The 24407-nt window shown below is 64.6% G+C and carries 24 protein-coding genes and 1 other RNA gene; 8 read left to right on the top strand and 17 right to left on the bottom strand.

Features of this window, described 5'->3' with window-relative positions; translation table 11 throughout:
• Positions 1 to 23: 23 nt before the first annotated feature.
• The 3 genes from RQH86_RS07090 to RQH86_RS07080 form a co-directional block, all read right to left on the bottom strand.
• Positions 24 to 419 carry an EF-hand domain-containing protein gene (locus RQH86_RS07090; protein ID WP_311239759.1) on the bottom strand — a complete coding sequence of 132 codons (396 nt, stop codon included), beginning with the start codon at positions 417 to 419 and terminating at the stop codon, positions 24 to 26.
• A 189-nt stretch (positions 420 to 608) separates the two neighbouring features.
• Positions 609 to 1331, bottom strand: a complete 723-nt coding sequence (locus RQH86_RS07085; protein WP_115512455.1) for a hypothetical protein — start codon at positions 1329 to 1331, stop codon at positions 609 to 611.
• A gap of 82 nt (positions 1332 to 1413) precedes the next feature.
• Positions 1414 to 2319, bottom strand: coding sequence for an SMP-30/gluconolactonase/LRE family protein (locus RQH86_RS07080; protein ID WP_311239760.1), 906 nt, complete (start codon positions 2317 to 2319; stop codon positions 1414 to 1416).
• Positions 2320 to 2575: 256 nt separating this feature from the next.
• On the opposite strand from RQH86_RS07080, the gene RQH86_RS07075 reads away from it, so the two are divergent.
• The gene (locus RQH86_RS07075; RefSeq protein WP_115527161.1) at positions 2576 to 3685 is read left to right on the top strand and encodes a Gfo/Idh/MocA family oxidoreductase; all 1110 of its coding nucleotides are present in this window, start codon (positions 2576 to 2578) and stop codon (positions 3683 to 3685) included.
• A gap of 421 nt (positions 3686 to 4106) precedes the next feature.
• Here the strand turns inward: RQH86_RS07075 and rlmM are convergent, their stop codons facing one another.
• From rlmM to RQH86_RS07055, 4 genes are all read right to left on the bottom strand, one after another.
• The gene (gene rlmM / locus RQH86_RS07070) at positions 4107 to 5150 is read right to left on the bottom strand and encodes a 23S rRNA (cytidine(2498)-2'-O)-methyltransferase RlmM (protein ID WP_311239761.1); all 1044 of its coding nucleotides are present in this window, start codon (positions 5148 to 5150) and stop codon (positions 4107 to 4109) included.
• A 21-nt stretch (positions 5151 to 5171) separates the two neighbouring features.
• On the bottom strand, positions 5172 to 5732 hold the full coding sequence (locus RQH86_RS07065; RefSeq protein ID WP_311239762.1) for a nucleoside deaminase: 561 nt from the start codon (positions 5730 to 5732) through the stop codon (positions 5172 to 5174).
• 24 nt (positions 5733 to 5756) lie between these two features.
• Positions 5757 to 6125: a hypothetical protein gene (locus RQH86_RS07060; RefSeq protein WP_082473551.1), complete on the bottom strand. Its 369-nt coding sequence runs from the start codon at positions 6123 to 6125 to the stop codon at positions 5757 to 5759.
• 565 nt (positions 6126 to 6690) lie between these two features.
• Positions 6691 to 7620 (bottom strand): DMT family transporter, encoded by a 930-nt coding sequence (locus RQH86_RS07055; RefSeq protein WP_311239763.1) that lies wholly within the window; start codon positions 7618 to 7620, stop codon positions 6691 to 6693.
• A gap of 380 nt (positions 7621 to 8000) precedes the next feature.
• Between RQH86_RS07055 and RQH86_RS07050 the strand changes: the two genes are divergently transcribed.
• Positions 8001 to 8077, top strand: a non-coding RNA gene (locus RQH86_RS07050) — sX9 sRNA.
• A 59-nt stretch (positions 8078 to 8136) separates the two neighbouring features.
• Here RQH86_RS07050 and RQH86_RS07045 read toward each other — a convergent pair.
• Positions 8137 to 9876 carry a glutamine--tRNA ligase/YqeY domain fusion protein gene (locus RQH86_RS07045; protein WP_311239764.1) on the bottom strand — a complete coding sequence of 580 codons (1740 nt, stop codon included), beginning with the start codon at positions 9874 to 9876 and terminating at the stop codon, positions 8137 to 8139.
• A gap of 309 nt (positions 9877 to 10185) precedes the next feature.
• Between RQH86_RS07045 and RQH86_RS07040 the strand changes: the two genes are divergently transcribed.
• Together RQH86_RS07040 and RQH86_RS07035 are read left to right on the top strand one after the other, a co-directional pair.
• Entirely contained in the window at positions 10186 to 10827 is a 642-nt protein-coding gene (locus tag RQH86_RS07040) for a glutathione S-transferase family protein (RefSeq protein ID WP_311239765.1), read from the top strand.
• Positions 10827 to 11057, top strand: coding sequence for a DUF2007 domain-containing protein (locus RQH86_RS07035; RefSeq protein ID WP_181109036.1), 231 nt, complete (start codon positions 10827 to 10829; stop codon positions 11055 to 11057). The genes RQH86_RS07040 and RQH86_RS07035 overlap by 1 nt, the downstream gene beginning before the upstream one ends.
• 151 nt (positions 11058 to 11208) lie before the next feature.
• Here RQH86_RS07035 and RQH86_RS07030 read toward each other — a convergent pair whose 3' ends face one another.
• From RQH86_RS07030 to RQH86_RS07020, 3 genes are read right to left on the bottom strand one after another with little or no spacing between them, the layout of a single operon-like run.
• A complete protein-coding gene (locus RQH86_RS07030) occupies positions 11209 to 11673 on the bottom strand; it encodes a response regulator (protein ID WP_055851215.1) in 465 nt (154 codons plus the stop codon).
• On the bottom strand, positions 11670 to 13580 hold the full coding sequence (locus tag RQH86_RS07025) for an ATP-binding protein (RefSeq protein WP_055851218.1): 1911 nt from the start codon (positions 13578 to 13580) through the stop codon (positions 11670 to 11672). Before RQH86_RS07025 ends, RQH86_RS07030 begins: the two co-directional genes overlap by 4 nt.
• Positions 13577 to 14284: a response regulator transcription factor gene (locus tag RQH86_RS07020; RefSeq protein ID WP_115527166.1), complete on the bottom strand. Its 708-nt coding sequence runs from the start codon at positions 14282 to 14284 to the stop codon at positions 13577 to 13579. Before RQH86_RS07020 ends, RQH86_RS07025 begins: the two co-directional genes overlap by 4 nt.
• Before the next feature lie 124 nt (positions 14285 to 14408).
• Between RQH86_RS07020 and RQH86_RS07015 the strand changes: the two genes are divergently transcribed.
• Both RQH86_RS07015 and msrA read left to right on the top strand, forming a co-directional pair.
• Entirely contained in the window at positions 14409 to 14924 is a 516-nt protein-coding gene (locus RQH86_RS07015) for an SgcJ/EcaC family oxidoreductase (protein WP_055851222.1), read from the top strand.
• A gap of 96 nt (positions 14925 to 15020) precedes the next feature.
• The gene (msrA, locus tag RQH86_RS07010; RefSeq protein WP_055851225.1) at positions 15021 to 15671 is read left to right on the top strand and encodes a peptide-methionine (S)-S-oxide reductase MsrA; all 651 of its coding nucleotides are present in this window, start codon (positions 15021 to 15023) and stop codon (positions 15669 to 15671) included.
• 313 nt (positions 15672 to 15984) lie between these two features.
• On the opposite strand, the gene RQH86_RS07005 is transcribed toward msrA, so the two are convergent.
• The 6 genes from RQH86_RS07005 to ahpC form a co-directional block, all read right to left on the bottom strand.
• Positions 15985 to 16554 (bottom strand): type 1 glutamine amidotransferase family protein, encoded by a 570-nt coding sequence (locus tag RQH86_RS07005; protein ID WP_115553097.1) that lies wholly within the window; start codon positions 16552 to 16554, stop codon positions 15985 to 15987.
• A gap of 426 nt (positions 16555 to 16980) precedes the next feature.
• Complete coding sequence (gene tal / locus RQH86_RS07000) at positions 16981 to 17949, bottom strand: transaldolase (protein ID WP_115512445.1); 969 nt, start codon at positions 17947 to 17949, stop codon at positions 16981 to 16983.
• A 51-nt stretch (positions 17950 to 18000) separates the two neighbouring features.
• Positions 18001 to 18441 (bottom strand): nucleoside diphosphate kinase regulator, encoded by a 441-nt coding sequence (gene rnk, locus RQH86_RS06995; protein WP_055851460.1) that lies wholly within the window; start codon positions 18439 to 18441, stop codon positions 18001 to 18003.
• A gap of 411 nt (positions 18442 to 18852) precedes the next feature.
• Positions 18853 to 19794 (bottom strand): LysR substrate-binding domain-containing protein, encoded by a 942-nt coding sequence (locus RQH86_RS06990; RefSeq protein WP_055851233.1) that lies wholly within the window; start codon positions 19792 to 19794, stop codon positions 18853 to 18855.
• 90 nt (positions 19795 to 19884) lie between these two features.
• Positions 19885 to 21477 (bottom strand): alkyl hydroperoxide reductase subunit F, encoded by a 1593-nt coding sequence (gene ahpF, locus RQH86_RS06985; protein ID WP_055851236.1) that lies wholly within the window; start codon positions 21475 to 21477, stop codon positions 19885 to 19887.
• 190 nt (positions 21478 to 21667) lie between these two features.
• Positions 21668 to 22231 carry an alkyl hydroperoxide reductase subunit C gene (gene ahpC / locus RQH86_RS06980; protein WP_011036070.1) on the bottom strand — a complete coding sequence of 188 codons (564 nt, stop codon included), beginning with the start codon at positions 22229 to 22231 and terminating at the stop codon, positions 21668 to 21670.
• A gap of 203 nt (positions 22232 to 22434) precedes the next feature.
• Here ahpC and prmC point away from each other — a divergent pair, with 203 nt between their 5' ends.
• Complete coding sequence (gene prmC / locus RQH86_RS06975; RefSeq protein WP_311240395.1) at positions 22435 to 23289, top strand: peptide chain release factor N(5)-glutamine methyltransferase; 855 nt, start codon at positions 22435 to 22437, stop codon at positions 23287 to 23289.
• 135 nt (positions 23290 to 23424) lie between these two features.
• Complete coding sequence (pip, locus tag RQH86_RS06970; protein ID WP_115512442.1) at positions 23425 to 24366, top strand: prolyl aminopeptidase; 942 nt, start codon at positions 23425 to 23427, stop codon at positions 24364 to 24366.
• The last annotated feature ends 41 nt before the right edge of the window (positions 24367 to 24407 follow it).

The following is a 24407-nucleotide window of genomic DNA, read 5'->3' as shown; positions in this document are numbered from 1 at the left end:
TGCCGCCGAGCTGTGCGACGTGATTACTGGGTCAGCCAGCCGGCCAGCTGCTCGCGGGTCAGATAGCCGCTGTGGCGGGTGTCGAGTGCATCGAATTCATCGGCCAGCGCGGGGTTGGTCTGGGCTTCGGCACGGCTGATGCGGCCATCGCCATCCACGTCCATCGCCTGGAAATCGATGCGGTAGCTGCCGACCACGCTGCTGGGCTGGATCGAGCGCACGATCACGCTGGACTCGCCGCGCGGGCGTTCCAGTTGGGTCTGGTGCGTGATTTCACCGCTGGACAGCGGTTGGGTGCGGATGACGTTGGGCACATCGATCAGCGGCATGCTGCTGGCCGGCGTAGGTGCCTGCTGGGCGGAGGCGGTGCCGCAAACGAGCAGCAGTGCGGTGAGTGTGGCGATACAGCGAATGGTCATCAGATCCCCCTGATGTGGAACAGCCGGTAAGGATAGAGGGTGTGGGCAGCTTGCGGTGGGTGGCATGCGGGTGGGATGTGGCGCATCGCCAGATCCCTTGCGCAAGCTGGCCGCAGCGGGCGGGGCAGCGTCGGCATCAACGCTGAATCTGGCGGGGCGACGGCACGCTGCTGTCACCTTGCAGGTCACTCAGCCGGGGATGAAGGGAAACACGATCTTGAGCAAGCCCTTCAAGCCGCCTTCGGCGGTGCTGGCCACTGCCTTGGCGCCCAGACTGTTGAGTGCGCGACGCACATCGTCCCAGCGCAGCTGCGCAATGTCCTTTTTCAGCAAATCCGCCACTTCTTCGGCGGTGGGCGTGAGCTTCTGCAATTCGCGTACCGCCGCCTGCGGATCCTGCTGCAGATAGCCCCAGCGTTCGGCGATTTTCAGCAGCGTGTCGAAGCGCACCGCCACCACTTCGCGATTGCGTTCGTATACCGGCAACGCGCCGACATCGAGAATGGCTTGCTCGAATTGCTGTGCGTCGTCGGGATGTTCGATCCGCACCGCCAGGAACCCTTCTTTGCGGCTGCGTTCGCTGACGTGTTTGGCACCGGAGCGCAGATTGTCTTCGGTGAGCACGTTGGCCACGATGCGCTGCATCGCCGCGTCGCCTTCTTCGGGCACCAACGCGCGCCAGCGGGCATAGCCATCGCGACGCAAGGCCTTGACCTTGGCCGAGGTGACACGTAACTGCAGTGCGACAAGGGCGTTGGAGCTATTGCGCGAGATGGCGCCATCGCGCTCCAGCAGCACGAAGATCAACAGTTCCAGGTCGCGTTTGGTCAGCGACTGAAACCCCTGCAACAGGGTCAATCGCAGGAATTCGCTGCCAAAGGCGGCCGCGTCCTTGAGTTCGATGGGTTGCATGGGGGAGTCCTCCGCGGGTGACCTGCAGGATGCCAGGATGCTGTTGCGCGGCCTGAGAACCAATGCGACGCGCGCAGCAGTTTCAGCGTCCGGTTTCGCGCCCGGGGCGATCGGATCTGAACGTTTCAACTGCGCCGCGATCCTGCAACGTCACGAACACCTGTTTGCCGTCGCTGCCACCGAAGGCCACGTTGCTGGCCTTGCGGCCTTTCAGCGCGACCGTGCGCAGCAACTTGCCTGCCGGCGACACCACCGCGATCTGTCCGGCATCGTAACGGGCGATGTACAGATTGCCGTCGGCATCGCAGCGCATGCCGTCCATGCCGAAATCGGGAAACGCGATCAGCAGACGTTTGTTGCGCACGCTGCCATCGTCCAGGCGGTCGTACACCCACACCTTGCGCGACATGCTTTCGTTGACGTAGAGGTGCTTGCCGTCCGGGCTGACGTCCAGGCCATTCGGGGTGGTCATGCCTGATTCCAGCAGCCGCACTGCGCCATCGCGACTGATGTGCCACAAACGGCCGCTGTTGTCTTTCCAGTTCGGGTCGCTGGCATAGAAACTGCCATCGGGTGCCAGTGCCAGATCGTTGGGACCATCGGAATCGGGCAGTGAGGCGAAGGTGCTCACCGCGCGCGTCTGTAAATTCACTTGCAGGATCTTGTGGCTGGTGTAATCGGCCACGTACATTGCGCCGTCGCGAAAGCGAATGCCGTTGCCGGTGCTGCCGGCAGGCAAGGTGACAAACACCTCGGCAGTTGCGCTGCCGTCTGTTTGCAACGCGATGCGTGCAATGGTGCCGTCTTTGCCCAGATTCACCGCATACAGCGCGCCGTCCGGGCCTGCTGCCGGGCCCTCTGCGTTATGCGTGAATGCGCCTTCGCCAATCAGATCGCGCGCAACGAACGGCGGATCGGCAGCGGTGGCGAGCGAGCTGGACAACAATAGCGCCAGTGGCAGGAAACGATGGCGGGCAGCAGCGGTCATGCGGAGTCCTCCAGAGATGATCGTTGGCAGTGTGCCAGACCGTGCAGCGCGACCATGGCGATGATCACGTGCGATCAAGTAAGGTGCGCGGGCAGTGGTGGATCGGAGCGGCCGATACATGACGGCGTGTCGTCGAGCCGATGTGGCCGATGCGTGCCATGTCGCGCCTGCATCGCAATGTCCGCTGCGCTAATGCTGTCTGCACGATGCCGCTTGCCAAACGCTGGTCGCTATTCTCTCTAAGAAGGAGGTTTGCATGTCCGTGGAATCCTTGACACGTCGCCGCTTGCTTGCCGCCTTCGGCAGCGCCGGCATCCTGCTTGGCGCACCTGCATGGGCGTTGCCGAAAAAGAAGCCGGGAAAACCGCTCAATGTGGCACTGGCAGGGTTGGGGAGTTATGCCAGCGAGCAACTCGCGCCGGGCCTGGCTTTGACCAAACACTGCAAGCTGGCGGGCATCGTGACCGGCACGCCGTCGAAGATTGGGCAGTGGCAATCCAAGTACGGCATTGCCGATCGCAATGTCTACAACTACGACAACTTCGACCGTATCGCCGACAACGACGACATCGATGTGGTCTACATCGTCACGCCTACTCACATGCATGCACCGCTGGCATTGCGAGCGGCGGCGGCCGGCAAGCACGTGTGGTGCGAAAAGCCGATGGCGATGCATGCGGGCGAATGCGAGGCGATGATTGCCGCCTGCAAACGTAACAAGGTTGCATTGACGATCGGCTACCGCATGCAGCACGAACCCAATACGCGGCGCCTGATTGCGATGGCCGGCGAGAAGCCGTTCGGCGCGATGCAACGCGTGCGTGCCGAAGCCGGTTACAACGGCTATCGCGATACGACCAAGGCCGATCGCCCGTGGCGGCTGCGCTCGGAATTCGGTGGCGGTGCGATGTACGACATGGGCGTGTATCCGCTCAATGCCGCGCGGTACACCGTGGGCGCCGAGCCGCTGGCGGTGACCGCCAAGCGCTGGACCGACCGTCCCGAGTTGTTCGACGAGGTCGACGAACATATGGATTTCACGCTGGAATTTCCCAATGCCGTGCGTGCGGCATGCAAGACCAGCTTCGGTGCCAACATGAATGTGCTGCGCGCCGACTGCGAGCGAGGCTGGTACGAGCTGTCGCCGTTTCAGAGCTATCAAGGCGTCACCGGCAAGGCCAGCGACGGCCGCGTCTTCGATGTCAAAGTGCCGCATCAGCAGGCATTGCAGATGGACGAAGACGCCTTGGCGATCATCAATGGCACGCCGTTGCGTGCGCCAGGCGAAGAAGGCTTGCGGGATATCCGTATCGTCGATGCGATCTACCGCTCCGCGCGTGAAGGCAGCAAGCGCATCGTGCTGTAAGTCGGCAGGTTTCGGCGGTCGCTGGGCCGCCGAAACAATGAAGCAGCAAGTCGTGGCAACTAGCGGCCGGAGCATGGGGGTGGAAGCTTCCAGCACCCTTCAAGATCCACCACCAGCCACCGCTGCTCCAATTCCATTCCAACACCTCTGCACGCTAGGCACAGAGCTCACCGCGCAACGACTGGCGGAATTCATGGCTAACACGTGCCGGCAACGCGCCGATCAACCGCTTCTACGAATCCCGAGTCTCGAGCTCCCGCATCCCCGCATCCCCGCATCCGCTCCAGCGTCTGCACGGGCATCACACACACCGTGCTCACTGTGCAATGACTGCCGGAATCTACGGCCAACATGCGCAAACAACGCGCCGACCAACCGCTTTTACCATTTCCCAATCCCGACTCCCCAATCCCAGCTCAGCTCAGTCACGCATCGCCAGCACGGTGATCTCTTCGCGATCGTGATACAGCTGCTTGGCACGCACGGTCAGCGATTTTTCGGCCTGCTGTTCGAACAGGTCCAGGCACAGGCGCGTCTCGTCCCAGCGCTTTTTCATCGGCAGTTTGAGGTTGAAGATGGTGTGGCGGCACCAGCCTTCGCGTACCCAGGTGGCCATGCGTTCGGCCACGCGGCGCGGTTGCTCGACCATGTCGCAGACCATCCAGTCGAGCGGTTGCGCCGGCTTCCAGTGAAAGCCGTCGGCGCGCAGATGTTCGACCAGACCGGTTTCCAGCACATGCTCGCGTAGCGGGCCGTTGTCGACGCTGGTCACATGCACATGCTGGCGGGTGAGCACCCAGGTCCAGCCGCCGGGAGCGGCGCCCAGATCGGCCGCTCGCATGCCGGGTTTGACCAGACGCTCGCGTTCCTCGGGCGTGAGCAGGGTGAGCAGCGCTTCGTCGAGCTTCAGTGCCGAGCGCGATGGCGCTTCCGGCAGCAACTTCAGGCGCGGAATGCCCAGTGGCCACGGCGCACTGTCGTCGGCATCGGCTACCGCCAGCAGTGCGTGGTCGCCATCGAGAAAACACACATGCAAGCGCGGCAGTCGCGGTTGCGGCTTGTCGGTGAGCAGGCCGGCCTTGCGCAGTGCCGGGCGCAACGCATTGCCGAAGCTGCGCGCCAGGCCCGCCAGCGGTTTGCCGGCGTCCGAATCCGGGTGCTCCACCCACAGATCGCCAAAGCGCGTCTGCCCTTCCAGTGCGGCAAGAATCGGGGTGATGCGGTCCTTGGGGTCGATGCCCTTGAGTTCGGCCAGTACCACCAGTTTCTGTCGCGCGAAGATCAGCTCGCGCCAATGCAGCTTTGCCGCCAGTTGCGCGGCCTCATCGCAGACGAACAGCACATAGCCATCGTTGCGCTGCGTACGCGCATAGCCGGCGATGCCGACGAACGCGGCGCGCGCACTCAGTTCGGCCGCCAGTTCCGGCTCGAAGCCTTGGCGGCAATAACACAGCAGCCCGCTCATCGCAGCGCTCGCAAGGACAGGTCAATAATGATCACCGCCGCCCTCGCCGTAACTACGCAGCACCGCACAGGCCTGTTCGCGTTGCACATCGCGGACCACCTCAATGCCGCGGCGGGTGAGCTCGCCCACCCAGTCGACAGGCAGCGGGCCTTCATCGAATTCGGTCAGTGCCATCACGTCTTCGGCGCGTGCGCCGATCAACAGGCGGTCGATACCGGCCCATACCGTGGCGCCATAGCACTGGCAACACGGCTGCGCAGAAGTGGCCAGCGTCACCGGCGACAGCACGTCGTTCAAGCGTGGCGTCTGCAGGCGCTGCTGCGCGAGCATGTAGGCCATGTTCTCTGCATGCGCCAGCGAGGTGTTTTGCGGCACCACGCGGTTGACCGCAGCCGCGATGATGTGATGATCCGGACCGAACACGACAGCGCCAAACGGGCCGCCGCTGCGCGCTTCCACGTTCATCCGCGACAGTGCGATGGCCAGCGCCACCTTGTCGTCGTCGCCGGGATAGGCGCGGCTGGCGTCTACAAACTCATGAATCCAGGCGGGCAGGGTGAGGTGGACTTGCGCGTAGAGCATCAGTGGACCGGTTGCTGAGACGAATCAAGGTCTCAGTGTATCGGTCGTTGCCCGCGTTGCGGCACATTGGCCGGAAACGCACTGGCAGGCGTCGATCGGGCGGAAGCCGCAGACACCCACCATCCCGCTGGCCTGGCATTGCGCCGCAACGGCCTTGGGGTTGGTGGGGCTGTTGACGTTGACGCAGGCCGGCAACTTGCCGCAACAGCTGCCCACGTCCTTGACCATGCAGTCGGCATCGGTGCGGCAGGTGGTATTCACCTGGGCGAGCTTGATCGGCGACACCGCCGGACGGGTTGCCGCTTCGGTGGGCGGGGCAGTCACACAGCCCATCAGAACCAGGGATGCGATCAGGAACAGACTGCTCAGACACCAGGACAAGGCACGGGACATGTGGCTGCTCCGATCACGGTAAGTGAGTTTCATGGTAAGCCCTGGCCGCCGCGGATGTGGTCCGTATGACACCTGACGCATCGCAGAGTGCCTGGCCGGGTGACGCACTGCGCCATTTGCCGGTCACAACGCGCGCAAGAGCGAGCCGGCCGTAGAAGCGCGCGCCGATATGCAGTGGTGAAACGCGCATTGGTCATCGCAGTGGCGGGCGCCGTCACAGGCAATCGCCATTCGCTGGTGGGGACTGCCGGTTCTTGCGACGTCATCATCGGCGCCGACGCAGTGCAGAGCTGCAACGGTTGGCAAGCGCTAACTGCTGCATGCTTTCATCGCGGTCGGCGTTGGGCAGCTCGGCGTCGGGCGGGTTGGGGACGAACATGCACAGCACGTCGGCCGGAGTGACCGCTTGTACGGTTTGCTGCGGCTGCGAGCAGCCCGCCAAACCGATCGAAAGTGAAAAGACCGCTCCGTAGAGCGCTCGCTTGCCTTGTCGTGGGAGGCACATGGTGGTGTTCCATTGAAGACAGCGTGCAATCTAGGCCGATGCGCGCGCAGGCCGGTTGCGTCAATTCGCTTCCGCATGCAGCGCTGCGCACCACAGCACGCCGACCAGCAGGCAGGCGATCGCTGCCAGCTCCAGTGGCGTGGGCAGGCGCATTTCCCAGGCAAACCCGTAGAGCAGCGCAAACACGGTTTCGAACACGATCATCTGCCCGACCAGGGTCAGTGGCAGCACGCGGCTGGCGCGGTTCCATAAGGCATTGCCGATCACCGATGCCAGGATGCCCAGCAGCAGCGAAACACCCCAGAAACTGGCCCAATCGATCGTTGCATGCGCTGCGCTGCCAATCATCGCCGCCGGCGCCAGCAACGCGGCCAGTGCGCCGGTGACCACACCGGTCAGCAGCGACCAGTCGCCACCGGACAGGTCGGGACGGCGACGCAACCAGCGCGCATTGGCGATCGAATACGCCGACCACGAGACCAGTGCACCAACTGCGCACAGCAAGCCGGCGATGCGGGTGAGGCGGTCGCTCGCCTGTTGCCCGGAGTCGTCCTGCACGGTGTCCAGCGCCACCAGCGCCACGCCGATGACGCACAGCGCGCACGGCGCGGCAAGCCGCCGCAGTTGCACCGCGCCGGCAGCGCGCGTACCGATGATGGTGACCACCACCGGCAGCAACCCGATGATCAGCGCCGTGGCCGCGCTACCGGCCCACTGCACGGCGCTGCCAAGCAATATGTAATAAATTAGATTGCCCATCAGACTCAGACGGACCAGCGCCCACCACTCGGCGCGGCCCAACCGGGCGGCGGTTTGTCGTGCACGCGGTGCCAGCACCAGCGCGGCGACCGCGCCATACGACAGGTAGCGCGCCACTGCCAATTGCAGCGGAGTAAACGCCGACAACAACTGCGGCGCCAGAAACACCAGTCCCCACAACGCGCCCGCACCGATGCCGCAGGCGACGCCCATCATCATGCGCTCACGCATCGTGCGTCTCCTTCATGCCATCCACCGCAGCGTGCAGTGCAGCGCGGCGTTGATCAAGCTCGCCGATCACGCATGCTTGCCGCCCTGAGATGGCTGTGTGTCGCGATAAAGGGGGGCAACAGTCGTGCGCCCGTAAGCAGCGTGCCCTATGCGATCTGGCATTCCCTCAGCGATCGTTCAATTGCCGACGTCGCGCCGGACGATTGGCCGCCGCGTGCACGGGTGGGCATCGCGACTACGACACCGCAGCGATCAGCAGCCGAATGGCCGCAAGCTGGCTGTTCGAACAACGTGGGTGAACGCTTGCATGCGCACATTCAGAGCAGCTAGCAACGCTTCTTTGCAGCCGCCAGGCGAGCGAGGCCGCTGGCCGGTACGGCATGGACCACTCGTACACGCCGCTTCTGAGTGCGTCGTCCGCACCCACTTCACGATTGCTCGCTACGTTTTGTTGGCCGCTCCAACCACTCAGCGACGCCTGCGTTGCCGCAAGCATCGCCGAAGTGGTTGCCGTACTTACTTGGCCCAGGTATCGCGCAAGGTCACGCTGCGGTTGAACACCGGCGTGGCCGCGCTGTGATCGCGGCGGTCGGCAACAAAGTAACCGGTGCGTTCGAACTGGAACGCCTGCTCCGGTGCCGCCTGCGTCGCCGACGGTTCCACATAGCCGCGCACGCTGCGCTTGGACTCGGGGTTGAGATAGTCGCGGTAGGTCTTGCCTTCGGATTCGTCGTCGGGTTTTTCCACCGAAAACAGACGGTCGTACAGGCGGATTTCCGCTTCCACCGCATGCACCGCGCTGACCCAATGGATGGTGCCCTTGACCTTGCGGTTCGCGCCTTCCATGCCAGGGCGCGATTCCGGATCCAGCCAGCCGCGCAGCTCGACGATCTGCCCGGTGTCGTTCTTGATCACCTCGTCCACGCGCGCGATGCCGGCGCCACGCAGACGGATTTCGCCGCCCGGCACCAACCGCTTCCAGCCCTTGGGCGGGACTTCGGCAAAATCTTCGCGATCGATCCACAGCTCGCGTGCGAACGGCACCTCACGTGTGCCGAAGCTCTCGTCCTTGGGATGATTGGAAAACTGCAGTGTCTCGGTATGGCCGTCGGGCAGGTTGGTCAGCACCAGCTTGAGCGGGTCGATCACCGCCATGCGGCGCGCTGCGGTGGTATCCAGATCTTCGCGCAGGCAGCCTTCCAGTACCGAGAAGTCGATCAGCGAGTTCTGCTTGCTGATGCCCACGCGGTCCACAAACAGGCGCATCGCCGCCGGCGTATAGCCGCGACGACGCAGGCCCTGCAACGTGTACATGCGTGGGTCGTCCCAGCCATCCACCAACTGTTCTTCCACCAGCGCGGTGAGCTTGCGCTTGCTCATCACCGTGAAGTTGATGTTGAGGCGCGAAAACTCGATCTGACGCGGCTTGGCGGCTTCGCGCGGCAGGCCCTTGTCCAGCAGCGGCTGCAGCAGCGCCGGATGCCCGGCCAGGTCCACCTTGTCCACGCACCAGTCGTACAGCGGGCGGTGGTCTTCGAATTCCAGCGTGCACAGCGAGTGGGTGATGCCTTCCACCGCATCGCCCAGCGAATGCGCAAAGTCGTACATCGGATAGATCGGCCAGGCGTTGCCGGTGTTCTGATGCTCCACATGCTTGATGCGGTACAGCGCCGGGTCGCGCAGATTGATATTGCCGCTGGCCATGTCGATCTTGGCGCGCAGCGTGCGTGCGCCATCGGGGAATTCGCCGGCGCGCATGCGGCCGAACAGGTCCAGGTTTTCTTCGACGCTGCGCTCGCGGTATGGCGAATTGCGGCCCGGCTCGGTCAAGGTGCCGCGGTATTCGCGCACCTGCTCTGCACTCAGATCGCAAACGAACGCGTGGCCGTCGCGAATCAGCTTCTGCGCAGCCAGGTAATACACATCGAAGTAGTCCGACGCGTGGCGCAGCTGCGCCCATTCGTAGCCCAGCCAGCGCACGTCGTCCTGGATGGCGGCCGCAAACTCGGGGTCTTCCTTGGCCGGATTGGTGTCGTCCAGGCGCAGATTGCATAGCCCGCCGAACTCGGCTGCCAGGCCGAAGTCCAGGCAGATCGCCTTGGCGTGGCCGATGTGCAGGTAGCCATTGGGCTCGGGCGGGAAGCGGGTGCGGATGACCGTGTGCTTGCCGCTGGCCAGGTCCTCGCGAACGATCTGGCGGATGAAGTCTTTCTTCTCCGCCGGGGCGGTGGCGTCGGTGGCTGGAATCTCGGACATGCGGGGCATCGGCAATAAGTAAACCGCAAGTTTAGGCGGTGGCACCGGTTAGGGGTAGGCTGTGGGGCAGTGCGGTGCGTTTTGCGATGTTTTTACCGCAGTCGGCACCGTCAGTGGGCTCCGCGCGCCCGGCTAGCAGTGACATCCCGTGGTCAAGGGCCAGTCTTAGACCTTATCGAAGGACGTGGTGGCAGGCGGTGACGCCGTCGCGGCCGTGCGTGAAGGGCGCTGACAGCACCCGATCGGCCACGGCTGGCGGTGGCCGGCCCCGACGCGTACGCTGCGCCGACCCTCTGCAGCGAGCTGCGCATGCCCTTGCCCCGTCTGGTGATCGGCGACAAAACCCTGTCTTCCTGGTCGTTGCGGCCGTGGCTGCTATTGCGGCATTTCCAGGTGCCGTTCGACGAAGTCTGCCTGCCGCTGGACACGCCGCAGTTCCAGACGCGCATCGCCGGTTATTCGCCCACTCGCAGGGTGCCGGTGCTGTGGGACGACACCCTGCATGTCTGGGATTCGCTGGCGATTTGCGAATACATCAACGAGCGCTGGCTCGACGGCCGCGGCTGGCCGGCGGATCTGGCGGTGCGGGCCCAGGCACGCGCGGCTGCGGCCGAAATGCATTCGGGCTTTGCCGCCCTGCGCACGCAGCTGCCGATGGATCTGGCCCGTCCCCCCGGCCCGGCGCAGTGGGATGCAGCGGCCGAGCGCGACATCACCCGCATCCAGGCCCTGTGGGCCAGCCTGCGTGCCGAGCACGGCCATGCCGGTAACTTCCTGTGCGGCGAATTCGGCATCGTCGATGCGATGTACGCCCCGGTGGCGCTGCGCTTTGCCAGCTATGGCGTACCGCTGTTCGAGGCCGCTGGCGATTACCTGGCCGCTCTGGATGCGCTGCCGGCGCTACGCGAATGGCGCAACGGCGCAGAACGCGAACGCGCGGAGCGCGGTTGATGCAGATCGCCTATCGCGCCAGTCACATCATCGATGCGCATCTGGCCAAGCATGCACTGGAAGATGCCGGCATCACCGCCTTCGTGTTCGGCGAATCGCTGCTGGGCGGCGCCGGCGAATTGCCGGCCTTCGGGGTGCTGCAGGTGTGCGTGGCCGATCTGCAGCTGAGTCAGGCGCAGGCGGTGCTGGCCGAGATCGGCCTGTGCGGCGAGGTCACCCGCGCGCTATAGCGTTGAAGCAGCGCAGCGCCCCCCGTAGGAGCGCACCTGGGCGCGACGAGGCGTTTATCGGCAAAGCTTCATCGCGCCCAGGTGCGAACCTGCGCGGGCGTTATCGGCAAAGCCCGGTCGCGCCCCGCTGCGCTCCTACGACGCGCACGCATCATTCCGACTGACGCCATCCTGGCGGCGCGGCCTCTGGCGCGGCCAGCGCACGCAGGCGTTTGAACAGCACCGTGGTTTCGGCCACGTTCCAGACCCGCAGCGCGACTTCGAAGGTATCCAACGGCTTGGTCAAGAAGTCCTTGGCGCCCAGGCCCAGGGCGCGGTGGCGCGCGCTGCGGCTGGGGTCGGCGGTGAGCACGATCACCGGCAAGAAATGCCCCGGATCGGACAGCCGCGCCAGCTGTTCCAGCAACGCATAGCCGTCCAGCTCGGGCATCTTCAGATCCAGCAGGATCAGGTCCGGCGCGAACGCCGACACCAGCCCCATGACCCGCAGCGGATCGGTGGTGGCGATGACCTGCTGGAAGCCTTCGCGCTGCAGCAGGTCTTCGAGCAGCCGCACATTGGCCGGCTCGTCGTCGACGATGAGGATGCGGGAGCCCAGGATTTCGTCGCGTGTCATGCCAGCAGCCTGTCGATCACGGTGAAGAATTCCGCCACGTCGAGCGGTTTGGTCAGATACGCACGTACGCCCTGATTGCCGACGCGCGCCAGGGTGGCGGTGGTGGCATCGGCGCTGATCACCACTACCGGCACCTGCGCAGTGGCCGGCTGCGCTTGCAACTCGCGCAACAGCTCCTCGCCGTTGCCGTCGCTCAGGTGCAGATCCAGCAGGATCAGATCCGGCACGCCCTGCTGCAACAACTCGCGCGCCTGCGCCAGGCTGGCGGCTTCGAGCAAGTGCCATTGCGGGCGGCGCTCGGTGAGGGTGCGGATCAGCGCCTGGTTGGACGGGTTGTCCTCGATGCTCAGCAGCCGGCACACCGCGCTGCCGCTGGTGCTGGGCGGCAGCAGGATGCGTGCTGGCTCGTTGGGTTGCGGCTCGCCTTGCGGTAGCGAGATCCAGAAGCGTGCGCCATCGCGGCTGCTGTCCACGCCGATCTGCCCACCCATCGCCTCGATCAGGCGCTTGCTCAGTGCCAGGCCCAGACCCGTCCCTTCCACGGCCGATCGCTCGGCACCCAGTCGCTCGAACGGCGTAAACAAGCGCTCGATCTGCGCAGGCGTCAGCCCCGTGCCCTGATCGGCCACGGTGATGCGCAGTTGTTCGCCATCTGCCTGTGCGGTGACCTGCACCTGACCGCCGGGGCGATTGAACTTGACCGCGTTCGACAGCAGATTGAGCAGCACCTGACGCAGCCGCTGCGCGTCGGCGCGGACCGTCCACGGCCCCTCGATGGCGGCCGGTTGCAATGCAATGCCGTACTTGTCGGCATCCGGCGCGATCAGGCCCAGCGCTTCGTGCACGGCCGCGCGCACCGAAATGGGTTCCGGGCTGAGATCCAGTTGATCGGCTTCGATCCGCGCGATGTCCAGCAACTCGGTGATCAGCCCCAGCAAGTGCCGGCCGGCGCCCAGAATGTGCTGCAGATGGCGGCGGTGGCCCGGTTCGGGCAGGTCCATTTCCAGCACCTGCGCATAGCCCAGAATTGCGTTGAGCGGCGTGCGCAGTTCATGGCTGCTGCGCGAGAGAAATTCGGTTTTCGCGCGGTTGGCGGTTTCTGCATCGCGCCGTGCCAGTTGCGCTTCGGCCGCGCGTGCGGCCAACAATTCGCTGGCCTGCGCTAGCCGCTGGCCAACCTGGCCCAACTCATCGCCGGCGCGCGGTTGCGGTGCCAGCGGCAGGCCTTCGCCCAGGCGGTCGGCGTTGGCCGCCAGCGTGCGTAGCCGCCCGGACAAGGCCGAGGCGAACCACGCCACTGCAAACACTGCGCCCAGGCCGCCGAGCATGGCCGCGCTCAGGGTGATGATCAGATTGCGCTGGCGCAGCCCTTGCGCCTTGGCGGTGCGCACTTGCAACTGTGCGGTTTCGTAATTACGCAACTCGCGCAGTTCCGCACGCAGAATGTCGAGCTTGTACTTGCCGTCCCAGAGCTGACGGATCTCTTCTTCGCGGCTCAGGTCCGGTGCCAGCAAACGACGCCAACCCTGCATTTTTTCCGCAAATAGCGGCTTGATGCGCGCAAATCGCTGCGCCTGCACCGGGTCGGTGATGCGTTGCGAGAGCCGTTCGGCCACGCGTTGCAACCGCGGTTCGGCATCGCGGTACGGGGTGAGGAATTCATCGCGGCGCACCAGGCGATAGCCGCGCACACCGGCTGCTGTTTCGGCCAATAGCGCATGTGCTTCGTACAGGTCGCTCAACACTTCCAGTGTCTGGCGCACATCGTTTTCGGCGGCGATGTTCTGCCGCTCCACGCTATAGATCGCCATCAGCGCCACGGCCAGCAACAGCAACGGCAGTGTCACCACCGCCAGACTTTTACGGGTGATTGGCCAATCGTTCCAACGCACTGCCAATGCATTCATAGCGCGAGTCCGGCATGGACCGCGTACACCGCGGCCTGGGTGCGATCTTTTACCTCAAGTTTCTGCAGGATTCGCTCCACATGCACTTTTACCGTGCCGGGAGAAATCCCCAGTTCAGCTGCCAGCGTGGCATTGGTGAGTCCGCGTGGCAGCAGCGACAAGACCTGTTTCTCGCGTTTGCTCAGCGCACTGAGGCGGTCGTCCTGCTGGGGTTTGCGCCGACGCGTGGCGATCGGCTTGGCCGGTTCGGCCACCATCGCCGGCAGCAATAGTGCGAAGGCCTGCAGCGCCTGCACGTCATCGTTGCCGGGTGCGGTGCGGCTGTCGGTCCAGGCCACGCACAGCATGCCGTGGGTGGTGCCCAGGGCATGGATCGGTACTTTGGCTTCGCGCATGTCGCTTGGGCGCGGCGGCATCAGCCAGGCGGCTTCGTGACCGTCGCCGGCCGCACTGGCACCGGGCGGCAGTGCCCGCCCGCGGCTGGCAAGCACCTGCGCGCGCGGCCCGCGCTGCGCCAGCACGGCGCCGTGCTCCAGGCCCAGTAACAGCAGCACGCGGCCCAGTACTGCATCGCAGGCTTGCTCCGGCGTGTGGGCCTGACGCAGGGCCGCGGCCGCCTCCCAGAGCGCCTGCCAACGTGCGCTGTCTGAGGCCTCGCGCCGCAAGGTCAGGCGCCAATCGCCAGCATTGGTAGGGGCTTCCATAGGTTCGCTCTAGGCCGATCAGCATATTTGAGTATATGCCAATCGGCAGAATTGTTGGGGGTGCTTGATTTCGATACTGAGCTTGCCCGATGAGGCACCCACAACAACCTAACGGAGATTTTCCATGCGCCGCACCCTGTTCTCTTTGGTTCTGGCTCTGGCTGCCACCCCGGCGCTGGCTGGCGGTGTGATGCACTACGCAGACAAGGCCGCACTGCCGGCTGGCGGCGAAGAGCGCGAAGTCGCTGCGCTGTTCGACACCTGGAATGCCGCGCTGGCGACAGGTAACCCGCACAAGGTGGCCGATCTGTACGCGCCGGACGGCGTGCTGCTGCCGACGGTCTCCAACGAAGTGCGCGCCTCGCGCGAGCAGATCGAAAACTACTTCGAAATGTTCCTGACCAAAAAGCCCAAGGGCGTGATCAATTACCGCACCGTGCGCGTGCTCGATGACGACAGCGCGGTGGATGCCGGCGTCTACACCTTCACGCTGACCGACAAGAGCGGCAAGAAGAGCGATGTGCAGGCGCGCTACACCTTCGTCTACGAGAAGCGCGACGGCAAGTGGCTGATCATCAACCATCACAGCTCGGCGATGCCGGAAGTCGATACGCGTGCGGCGGTCGCCAAGGCCAAGTAAGCGCTGCATCGGCGGCGAGCGCCGGTCGGGCAGGCTTGAAAGCTGCTGCGGCCGGCGCCATCCAGCAGGCAATCCTCACGATTGCGGAGTTGCACCATGCTGGGAATCGGCGCCTTTAAACAACGTATGCCACGTCCGGGCGAGGCACTGCCAGGACGCGAGCAAGCGCTGCCGCTACACAACACGCACCTGATCAACGGTCACCCGTTGCGCGGGGAATTTACCGGCCTGGCCCAGGTGCAATTCGGGCTTGGTTGCTTCTGGGGCGCGGAACGCAAGTTCTGGAGCGTGCCTGGGGTGTACACCACCGCAGTGGGCTATGCGGGCGGCGAGACACCCAATGCGACCTACGCGGAAGTGTGCTCCGGACAGACCGGCCATACCGAAGCGGTGTTGGTGGTGTACGACGAAGCATCGGCGTCGTTTGCGCAGTTGCTGCGCACGTTCTGGGAAAGCCATGACCCCACCCAGGGCATGCAGCAAGGCAACGATGTCGGCACGCAATACCGTTCTGCAATTTATTGCACGACGCAGGCGCAATACGACGCGGCACTTGCCAGCCGCGACGCCTATCAGCAGCAGCTGGATGCCGCAGGGTATGGCGCAATCACCACGGAGATCCGTTTCCCGGCGCCCACGTTCTACTACGCCGAAGACGATCACCAGCAGTATCTCGCCAAGCACCCCAATGGCTATTGCGGGCTTGGCGGCACGGGAGTGAGCTGCCCGATCGGGCTGGATGCCTGACGGAAAGGCAGGCCGGATTGAAGCGCTGTCAACCACGTGATCGTGGCAGCGCGCCGATGGCCAATAGTGACCGGCAGCGTTATCACGATCAGGCAGCGCATGGGAGTGCATGCCAGGCAACTTGAATGGCTACGTCGGAGACGACGTAGCCATCTTTTTTTTGCGGCGTGCGCAAGACGCGCTGCCGTCGCCGTGTGTGGTTGATAAGCAAACTGGCCAGCGGATCATTGCAGCCAATCGCTGCAATGCATCGGTGCGGCGAATCACAGCACTCAGTGAGTGCAACGCGCTGGGCGTGCTTGAATCCGTGGACTCAGACGAATTCGCCGGCAAACATGCCGCGCAGCTGCGCAAGCGTATCGGTGCGTTCGGGATGCAGCAGACGCATGCAGGCCAGCGCAAAGCCGACCGGGCTGGTGCCGGGTGCGGTGATGACGCTGTCAGCGGTGACGACTTTCTCGTGGCGATACTGTGCGGCCCCGGCATAGGGCACCACATGTTCCTGCAAAAACGCCAGCGCGTTGCTGGTATGCGCGCGGTCGTCGAGCAGGCCGGCATAGGCCAAAGCGATGGTGGCGCCGCAGATGGCGGCGACCGGGCGCTGGTGTTGCACGCGCTCCACCAAGAGACCACTTAAGCCGGGGATTTCGCCTGCCTGCCAGCGCTCGCTGCCGGGCAGGATCCACAGGTCCGCGTCCAGCGGCGCCAGATCCGAGAGCGCGAATTCCGGAGCGATCCGCAGCCCGCCGATGGACTGCACCGGCTGACCATCGATGCTGGCAATGGCTACCTGATCGCCAAACCACTCGCGCGCCGCTGGCAGCACCACACCGATTTCCCAATCGGCTACACCATCGACCATCACCACTGCAATGTTTGCCATTGTCCGCTACACCAGTTGAGGTCTCTGGATTCTAGGCAGTGCGCGCGCGGCGATTGTAAGCAAGGTGTGCAGACGCGCAGGGGGCGGGCGGTATCGCGGCCTGGTCCATCGGCTGCTCGAACGGAGCTTGCTTGACAGATGCGCGGGGCGGCAGAGGATGGCCACGCTGTGCGAGGCACGCAGTGTCGATCAGATCCGTCGCGTTACCTGCGTTACCTCACTAGACCGCGTGGGCCAGCGCCAGAGAGGTGCGCGACGCAGCGGCATCGACTTGCGGGTGTTGTATCGGATACGCGGGAAGTCGTATCCGACCGGGATTCCACGCCCCGGTGCGACTGCCGCTGCAACCCCTTAGCAACCCCGTAAACGACAACGCCCGCAGCATCGGCCGCGGGCGTCGGTGGTCGCACTTGTACGTTGAGACGATCAGCCGGCCAGCTTGTCGGCGATGGTCTTGCGCAGGGCCTGCAGATCCTTGGCGAAGGTGTCGATGCCGCCGGCCAGCTTTTCGGTGGCCATGGGGTCGGCCGCCAGGTCGGTGGCGAAACTGTCGCTATTGATCGGCGTGATCTGCACGGTTTCGGCTTTGGCCGGGGAGAGCTTGCGCGGCAACTCGCCGTGTTCGGCGTCGAGCTTTTCCAGCAGATCCGGCGAGATGGTCAGGCGGTCGCAGCCGGCCAGCGCTTCAATCTGCGCGGTGGAGCGGAACGAGGCGCCCATCACCACGGTCGACGAGCCGCGTCGCTTGAACTCGTTGTAGACGGTGCGCACGAACACCACGCCCGGGTCTTCATCGATGTTGGCCGGGGTCTGCCCCTGGGCGACGTAGTAATCCAGGATGCGGCCCACGAACGGGGAAATCAGGAACACGCCGGCTTCCGCGCAGGCCAGCGCCTGCGAGTGGTTGAAGATCAGCGTGAGGTTGCAGTCGATGCCTTCGCGTTGCAGCTGACGGGCGGCTTCGATGCCTTCCCAGGTCGCTGCGATCTTGATCAGGATCTTGTCCTTGGACACGCCACGCTCGGCGTACATCGCAATGAACTTGCGCGCCTTGGCGATGGTGGCCTCGGTGTCGTGAGCCAGGTCGGCGTCCACTTCGGTAGACACGCGCCCCGGTACCAGTTCGGCGAGCTTGACGCCCACGCCGATGGTGAGACGGTCGGCGACCTCGTGGATGGTGGCGGTGCGATCGTCGCCGCCGTGCTCGCGGCCCCAGGCCAGTTCGCGCTCGATCAGATCGGCATAGACCGGCAGGTCCAGCGCCTTCTTGACCAGGGTGGGATTGGTGGTGCAGTCGACCGGCTTCAGTCGCTTGATGGCGTCGTAATCGCCGGTGTCGGCAACAACGACAGACAGGTCGCGCAGTTGGGCAAGCTTGGAGGGGGATGCAGTCATGCGGGTTCTCTCGAATCGTGGAACGGGTCGGGGATGACGCAGCGCGCTACGTTAGCGCGCCGCGCGCTGGAAGTCGCCCGCGGCTGCGGGTTGATCGTGCACGGCGGTCACGCGCAGGCGCAGGTCGCGCCCGTCAGGCGTGCGCCAGTCGATGCTCTGGCCGACCGACAGGCCAAGCAGCGCACTGCCCACCGGCGCGAGCACCGAGATGCGGCTGTGCTGGACATCGGCTTCATGCGGGTACACAAGGGTGAGCGTATGCCGTTCGCCGTGCAGCTGGTCTTCGCATTCGATGCGCGAGTGCATGGTGACGACATCGCCGGGAATCTGGTCGGGCGGCAGCACACGTGCGCGGCCCAGTTCGTCGCTCAGCGCAGTGGCGGCGGGATGCTTGTTGAAGGCGGGGGAATCGAGCAAGGCCTCAAGCCGCGCGAGGTCGTGGCTGGAAACAAGGATGGATGGCGGCAAGCCGCTGTGATGTTGGGAAGTCATGGCACTCTCCTGACGAATACGGCTCGCCAACATGGCAAGCGACACCGACAAGATGAGGGCGCCGTTGGCCGATCCCAATACATGCTGCCCGGCGGAAACATGTGGTGACTTGGGGCAGGCCGACGGGGTTCTTTTTTCAAGCCACTGGCGTTAACGCGGCGATCAAGCGAGCGCTGCGAGAGAGTTCTAAGGGCGCAGATGGCAGCATCAAATGCCTGCCCAGGTAAGCCAGACGGAGTGGCTACACCGACGAATCTGCAGCCGAAGAAAAACACCAGCTGGAAAAAACAAAAGGCGCCGCTTGCGCGCCGCCGATGTTTGTTGTCTACGCCTGTTGCGCAAAGCGACCACAGCCATGAAACGCTTTTGCGACTCCCGACTCCCGACTCCCGACTCCCGATTCCCGATTCCCTAAGCCGCCACCGCCTTGGGACCTGTCGCAGGCTGATCCAGCGTAAACAGGCTCTCCGGCAATTCCTTGAACAACTGCGACAGCTGCTCCAGGAAGGCGGTCATGGCCGAGCTGCGACGCCACGCCATGGCAATGCGACGGCTGGGTTGCTTGTCTTCGCGGAAGCGAATCAGGCGGATGTTTTCCGAGCGGGCGACCGGCGGCTTGACTGCCAGAAGCGGTAGCAGGGTGACGCCGACATTGGCAGCGACCATCTGACGCAAGGTTTCCAGGCTGGTGGCCTGGAATTCCGACTTCTCCAACGCGCCGGCCAGATGGCAGACATCCAGCGCCTGTTCGCGCAGGCAGTGGCCGTCTTCCAGCAACAACAGGCGTTGTTCGGACAGATCGTCCAGCGTCATGCTGTCGTGGCGCGACAGCGGATGGCCTTCCGGCACTGCCAGCACAAAGGGTTCTTCGAACAAGAATTCCGCATGCAGCTGATCGTCTTGCAACGGCAGCGCCAGCAGCGCCGCATCCAGGCGGCCTTCGCGCAACTGGTGCATCAGTCGGTCGCTTTTTTCTTCGATCAACAGCAGCTCCAGCCGCGGAAACCGCTCGCGGATGCGCGGCACCACATGCGGCAACAAATAGGGCGCCAGCGTGGGGAAGATGCCCAGCCGCACGGTACCCGCTTCCGGATCCTGGCTGCGCCGCGCGGCTTCCTTCATCTGTTCCACTTCGGCAACGATGCCGCGTGCACGCATCGCCGCTTCGCGGCCGGCCGGCGTCAGCATCACCTTGCGCGGTGCGCGCTCTACCAGCGGCACACCCAACTCGTCCTCGAGTTTCTTGATCTGGGTGGACAGCGTCGGTTGACTGACGAAACACGCCGTCGCGGCGCGTCCGAAATGCTTGTGGTCGGCCAGGGCTACCAGATACTTCAAGTCACGCAGATTCATGTGCAGCAGCCCTCAAGGCGGTGACGGTTAACGACTGACGCGTGATGCAGCTTAGCGCCCGGCATGGCCGGGCGATGGCTGTCGTTGCGCTTATGCGGCCTGCGCAACGTTTTCGGCGCTGACCGGTGCGCTGGAGCGGATCAGGTGATCGAATGCGCTCAGTGCGGCCTTGGAGCCTTCGCCCATCGCGATCACGATCTGCTTGTACGGCACCGTGGTGGCATCGCCTGCCGCAAACACGCCCGGCACGCTGGTCTGGCCACGGTCGTCGACGATGATCTCGCCGCGCGGCGACAGCTCTACCGTGCCACGCAGGAACTCGGTATTGGGCAGCAGGCCGATCTGCACGAACACGCCTTCCAGATCGATGTGCTGGCTGTCGCCGCCGGTACGGTCCTTGTAGACCAGGCCGGTGACCTTTTGCCCGTCGCCCAGCACTTCGGTGGTCTGTGCGCTGGTGATGATGCGCACGTTGTGCAGGCTGCGTAGCTTGCGCTGCAGTACCTCATCGGCACGCAGCTTGTCGTCGAACTCCACCAGGGTGACATGCGCCACGATACCGGCCAGGTCGATCGCCGCTTCCACACCCGAGTTACCGCCACCGATCACCGCCACGCGCTTGCCCTTGAACAGCGGGCCATCGCAGTGCGGGCAATAGGCCACGCCCTTGTTCTTGTACTGGTCTTCGCCCGGCACGTTCATCTGCCTCCAGCGCGCACCGGTGGACAGGATCACGGTCTTGCTCTTGAGCGAAGCGCCATTGGCCAGCTTGATCTCGACCAGGCCATCGGCACCGGCCGGGATCAGCTGCTCGGCGCGCTGCAGATTCATGATGTCCACATCGTACTGACGCACGTGCTGTTCGAGCGCGGCCGCCATCTTCGGGCCTTCGGTTTCCTGCACGGAGATGAAGTTTTCGATCGACATGGTGTCCAGCACCTGCCCACCGAAGCGCTCGGCGGCCACACCGGTGCGGATGCCCTTGCGCGCGGCATACACCGCTGCTGCCGCGCCGGCCGGGCCACCGCCGATCACCAACACGTCGAAGGCGTCCTTGGCGGCGATCTTGGCGGCATCACGCTTTGCGGCATTGGTGTCGAGCTTGGCGACGATCTGCTCCAGCGTCATGCGGCCCTGGTCGAACAGCTCGCCGTTCAAGTAGACGGTGGGCACCGACATGATCTGGCGGGTTTCGACCTCGTCCTGGAACCATGCGCCATCGATGGCGACATGCTTGATGCGCGGGTTGAGCACGGCCGCCAGATTCAGCGCCTGCACCACGTCCGGGCAGTTCTGGCACGACAGCGAGAAATAGGTTTCGAACTGGTAGTCGCCATCCAGATGCTGCACCTGCTCGATCAGCTCGGCGGCAGCCTTGGACGGGTGACCGCCCACCTGCAGCAGCGCCAGCACCAGCGAGGTGAACTCGTGGCCCATCGGCAGGCCGGCAAAGCGCAGTGAGATGTCCTGGCCCGGCGAGGTCAGCGCGAACGAGGGCTTGCGCTGGTTGTCATCGCGGTGGACGTCCAGGCTGATCTTGTCCGACAGCAGCACCAGGTCTTCGAGCAGGTCGAGCATTTCGCGCGAGCCGTCGCTGTCGTCGATCGAGGCGTGGATCTGGATCGGGCGCGTGACCCGTTCCAGGTAGGCAGTCAGCTGGGTCTTGAGATTGGCATCCAACATGGAAAACTCCTGGGAATGGGCAAGGGGAGGGCGTGGCGTCGCTGCCGAAGGGCAGGTCGCCGGGGAAGGAAGGAGGTGAACCGCAGCCGGCGCGAGGTCGGGATGCGTGCTGGCGATGGCTGGCGGGCAGCCTGGCACCGGCTCCGGTTCACCCCCGGCCCGATGAACCGGGCCAGGGATGCGCGGCGGCTTAGATCTTGCCGACCAGGTCCAGCGACGGAGCCAGGGTCTTGGCGCCTTCCTTCCACTTGGCCGGGCAGACCTGGCCAGGATTGTTGGCCACGAACTGCGCTGCGGTCAGCTTGCGCAGCGTCTCGGTGACGTCGCGGGCGATGGAGTTGTCGTGGATTTCCAGGGTCTTGATCACGCCTTCCGGATTGATGATGAAGGTGCCGCGCAGGGCCAGGCCTTCTTCTTCAATGTGCACGCCAAAGGCGCGGGTCAGCTTGTGGGCCGGGTCGCCGATCAGCGGGAACTGCGCCTTGCCCACGGCCGGCGAGGTCTCGTGCCACACCTTGTGCGAGAAGTGCGTGTCGGTGGTGACGATGTACACCTCGGCGCCAGCCTTCTGGAACGCGGCATAGTTGTCGGCGGCGTCTTCCACTTCGGTCGGGCAATTGAAGGTGAATGCGGCGGGCATGAAAATCAGCACCGACCACTTGCCCTTCAGGCTGGCCTCGGTGACTTCGATGAAGTTGCCGTTGTGGTACGCATTCGCCTTGAACGGCTGGACCTGGGTGTTGATGAGAGACATTGAGTTTCCTCGTGCGATGAAAGGGGGGCAGGGGATGGAACAGCGGTCATGGTAGGCAGGATCGATAGATTTCTCAAATCGATTAATGGAATTGCATAGATAGGTTTTGGCTATCGATATTGCAGACGGCATCTGGCGCTGCGGGTGGGCCGTTCCATCTCCGATAATGGTCGGCCGATGTTTCGCATGAGTGAATGACCCGTATGAGCGACGATCCTGCAGGCATCCCCGCCGAACAGCTGCTGCGGCAGGCTGCGCTGCGGATCGAGCGTGCCGATGCCGAGCCGCTGCTGCTGCATGCACTGGGCCGCGACCGCGCCTGGCTGTTCGCGCACGGCCGCGACCCGGTGCCGCCGACCATCGCGCAGGCCTTCGACGCCTTGGTGCAGCGGCGGCAGGCTGGCGAGCCAGTTGCCTACCTGACCGGTTCGCGCGGGTTCTGGACCCTGGACCTGGCCGTCTCCACGGCCACGCTGATTCCGCGTGCCGACACCGAAGCGCTGGTCGAGCTGGCGCTGGAGCGTCTGGACCAGGCGCCCGGCCGGCGCGTGGCCGATCTGGGTACCGGCAGCGGCGCGATCGCGCTGGCGATCGCCAGCGAGCGGCCGCAGGCGCAGGTGATCGCCACCGACGCCAGCGCGGCCGCGCTCGCCATCGCCCAGCGCAACGCCGACAGCCACCGCCTATCGAACGTGGAGTGCCGGCAGGGCAGCTGGTTCGTACCACTGGCCGGCGAGCGCTTCGATCTGATCGCCAGCAACCCGCCGTATATCGCAGCCGGCGACCCACATCTTGCGCAGGGCGATCTGCGTTACGAGCCGGCCAGTGCACTGGCCTCCGGCAGCGACGGGCTGGATGACATTCGTTCGATCGTGGCCGATGCGCCCGCACATCTGCGCGCAGGCGGCTGGCTGCTGCTTGAGCATGGCTGGGATCAGGGCGCGGCCGTGGCCGAGTTGCTGCGCACGCGCGGGTTTACGCAGGTGGCCACGCATCAGGATCTGGAACAGCGCGATCGGGTGACGTTGGGCTGCTGGGAGGAGGGCGCGACGCGGTAGTTCTGGCTGGTGCAACGTCGCCGACGGTGCAGTCATTGCGCGCCGGCATGCGCAGTCACACCTCGCCACGGGAAGACACCGCCGTTGGCTCCATCGTCGATCGCTACAATGCGGGTTTTCGCCCAGGACCGACGCATGCGCACGCTCTATCCCGAGATCACGCCCTACGAGCAGGGCAGCCTGAAGGTCGACGACCGCCACACGCTGTATTTCGAACAGTGCGGCAACCCGCAGGGCAAACCGGTGGTGATGCTGCACGGCGGCCCGGGCGGCGGCTGCAACGACAAGATGCGGCGCTTCCACGACCCGGCCAAGTACCGCATCGTGCTGTTCGATCAGCGCGGCTCCGGTCGGTCTACCCCGCATGCCGATCTCACCGACAACACCACCTGGGATCTGGTTGCCGACATCGAGCGCTTGCGCACGCAGTTGGGCATCGACCGCTGGCAGGTGTTCGGCGGTAGCTGGGGCTCGACGCTGGCCTTGGCGTATGCGCAAACCCACCCGCAGCAGGTCACCGAGCTGGTGCTGCGCGGCATCTTTTTGCTGCGTCGTTTCGAGTTGGACTGGTTCTATCAGGAAGGCGCCAGCCGGCTGTTCCCGGATGCATGGGAGCACTACATCAACGCCATCCCGGCCGACGAACGCGGCGATCTGGTCGCCGCCTTCCATCGCCGCCTGACCAGCGACGACGAGGCCACGCGTCTGGCCGCGGCCAAGGCCTGGAGCGTGTGGGAGGGTGCCACCAGCTTTCTGCATGTGGACGAAGACTTCGTCACCGGGCATGAGGACGCGCACTTTGCGTTGGCCTTCGCACGTATCGAAAACCACTACTTCGTCAACAAGGGCTTCTTCGAGGTGGAAGGCCAGTTGTTGCGCGATGCGCACCGCATTGCCGACATCCCCGGGGTGATCGTGCATGGCCGCTACGATGTGGTGTGCCCACTGCAAAGCGCCTGGGATCTGCACAAGGCGTGGCCGAAGGCGCAGCTGCAGATCAGCCCGGCATCGGGGCATTCGGCCTTCGAGCCGGAAAATGTCGATGCACTGGTGCGCGCGACCGACGGGTTTGCTTGAGCGAGCCGGTCGGGCGCAGGCGAGTGATGTGCCAGCTCACG

The sequence above is a fragment of the Xanthomonas sp. WCS2018Noco2-27 genome, from assembly GCF_031843525.1.
Classification (GTDB): domain Bacteria; phylum Pseudomonadota; class Gammaproteobacteria; order Xanthomonadales; family Xanthomonadaceae; genus Xanthomonas.
The sequence above is the reverse complement of the archived record's forward strand: the minus strand, read 5'-3'. Positions and strand labels throughout refer to the sequence as shown.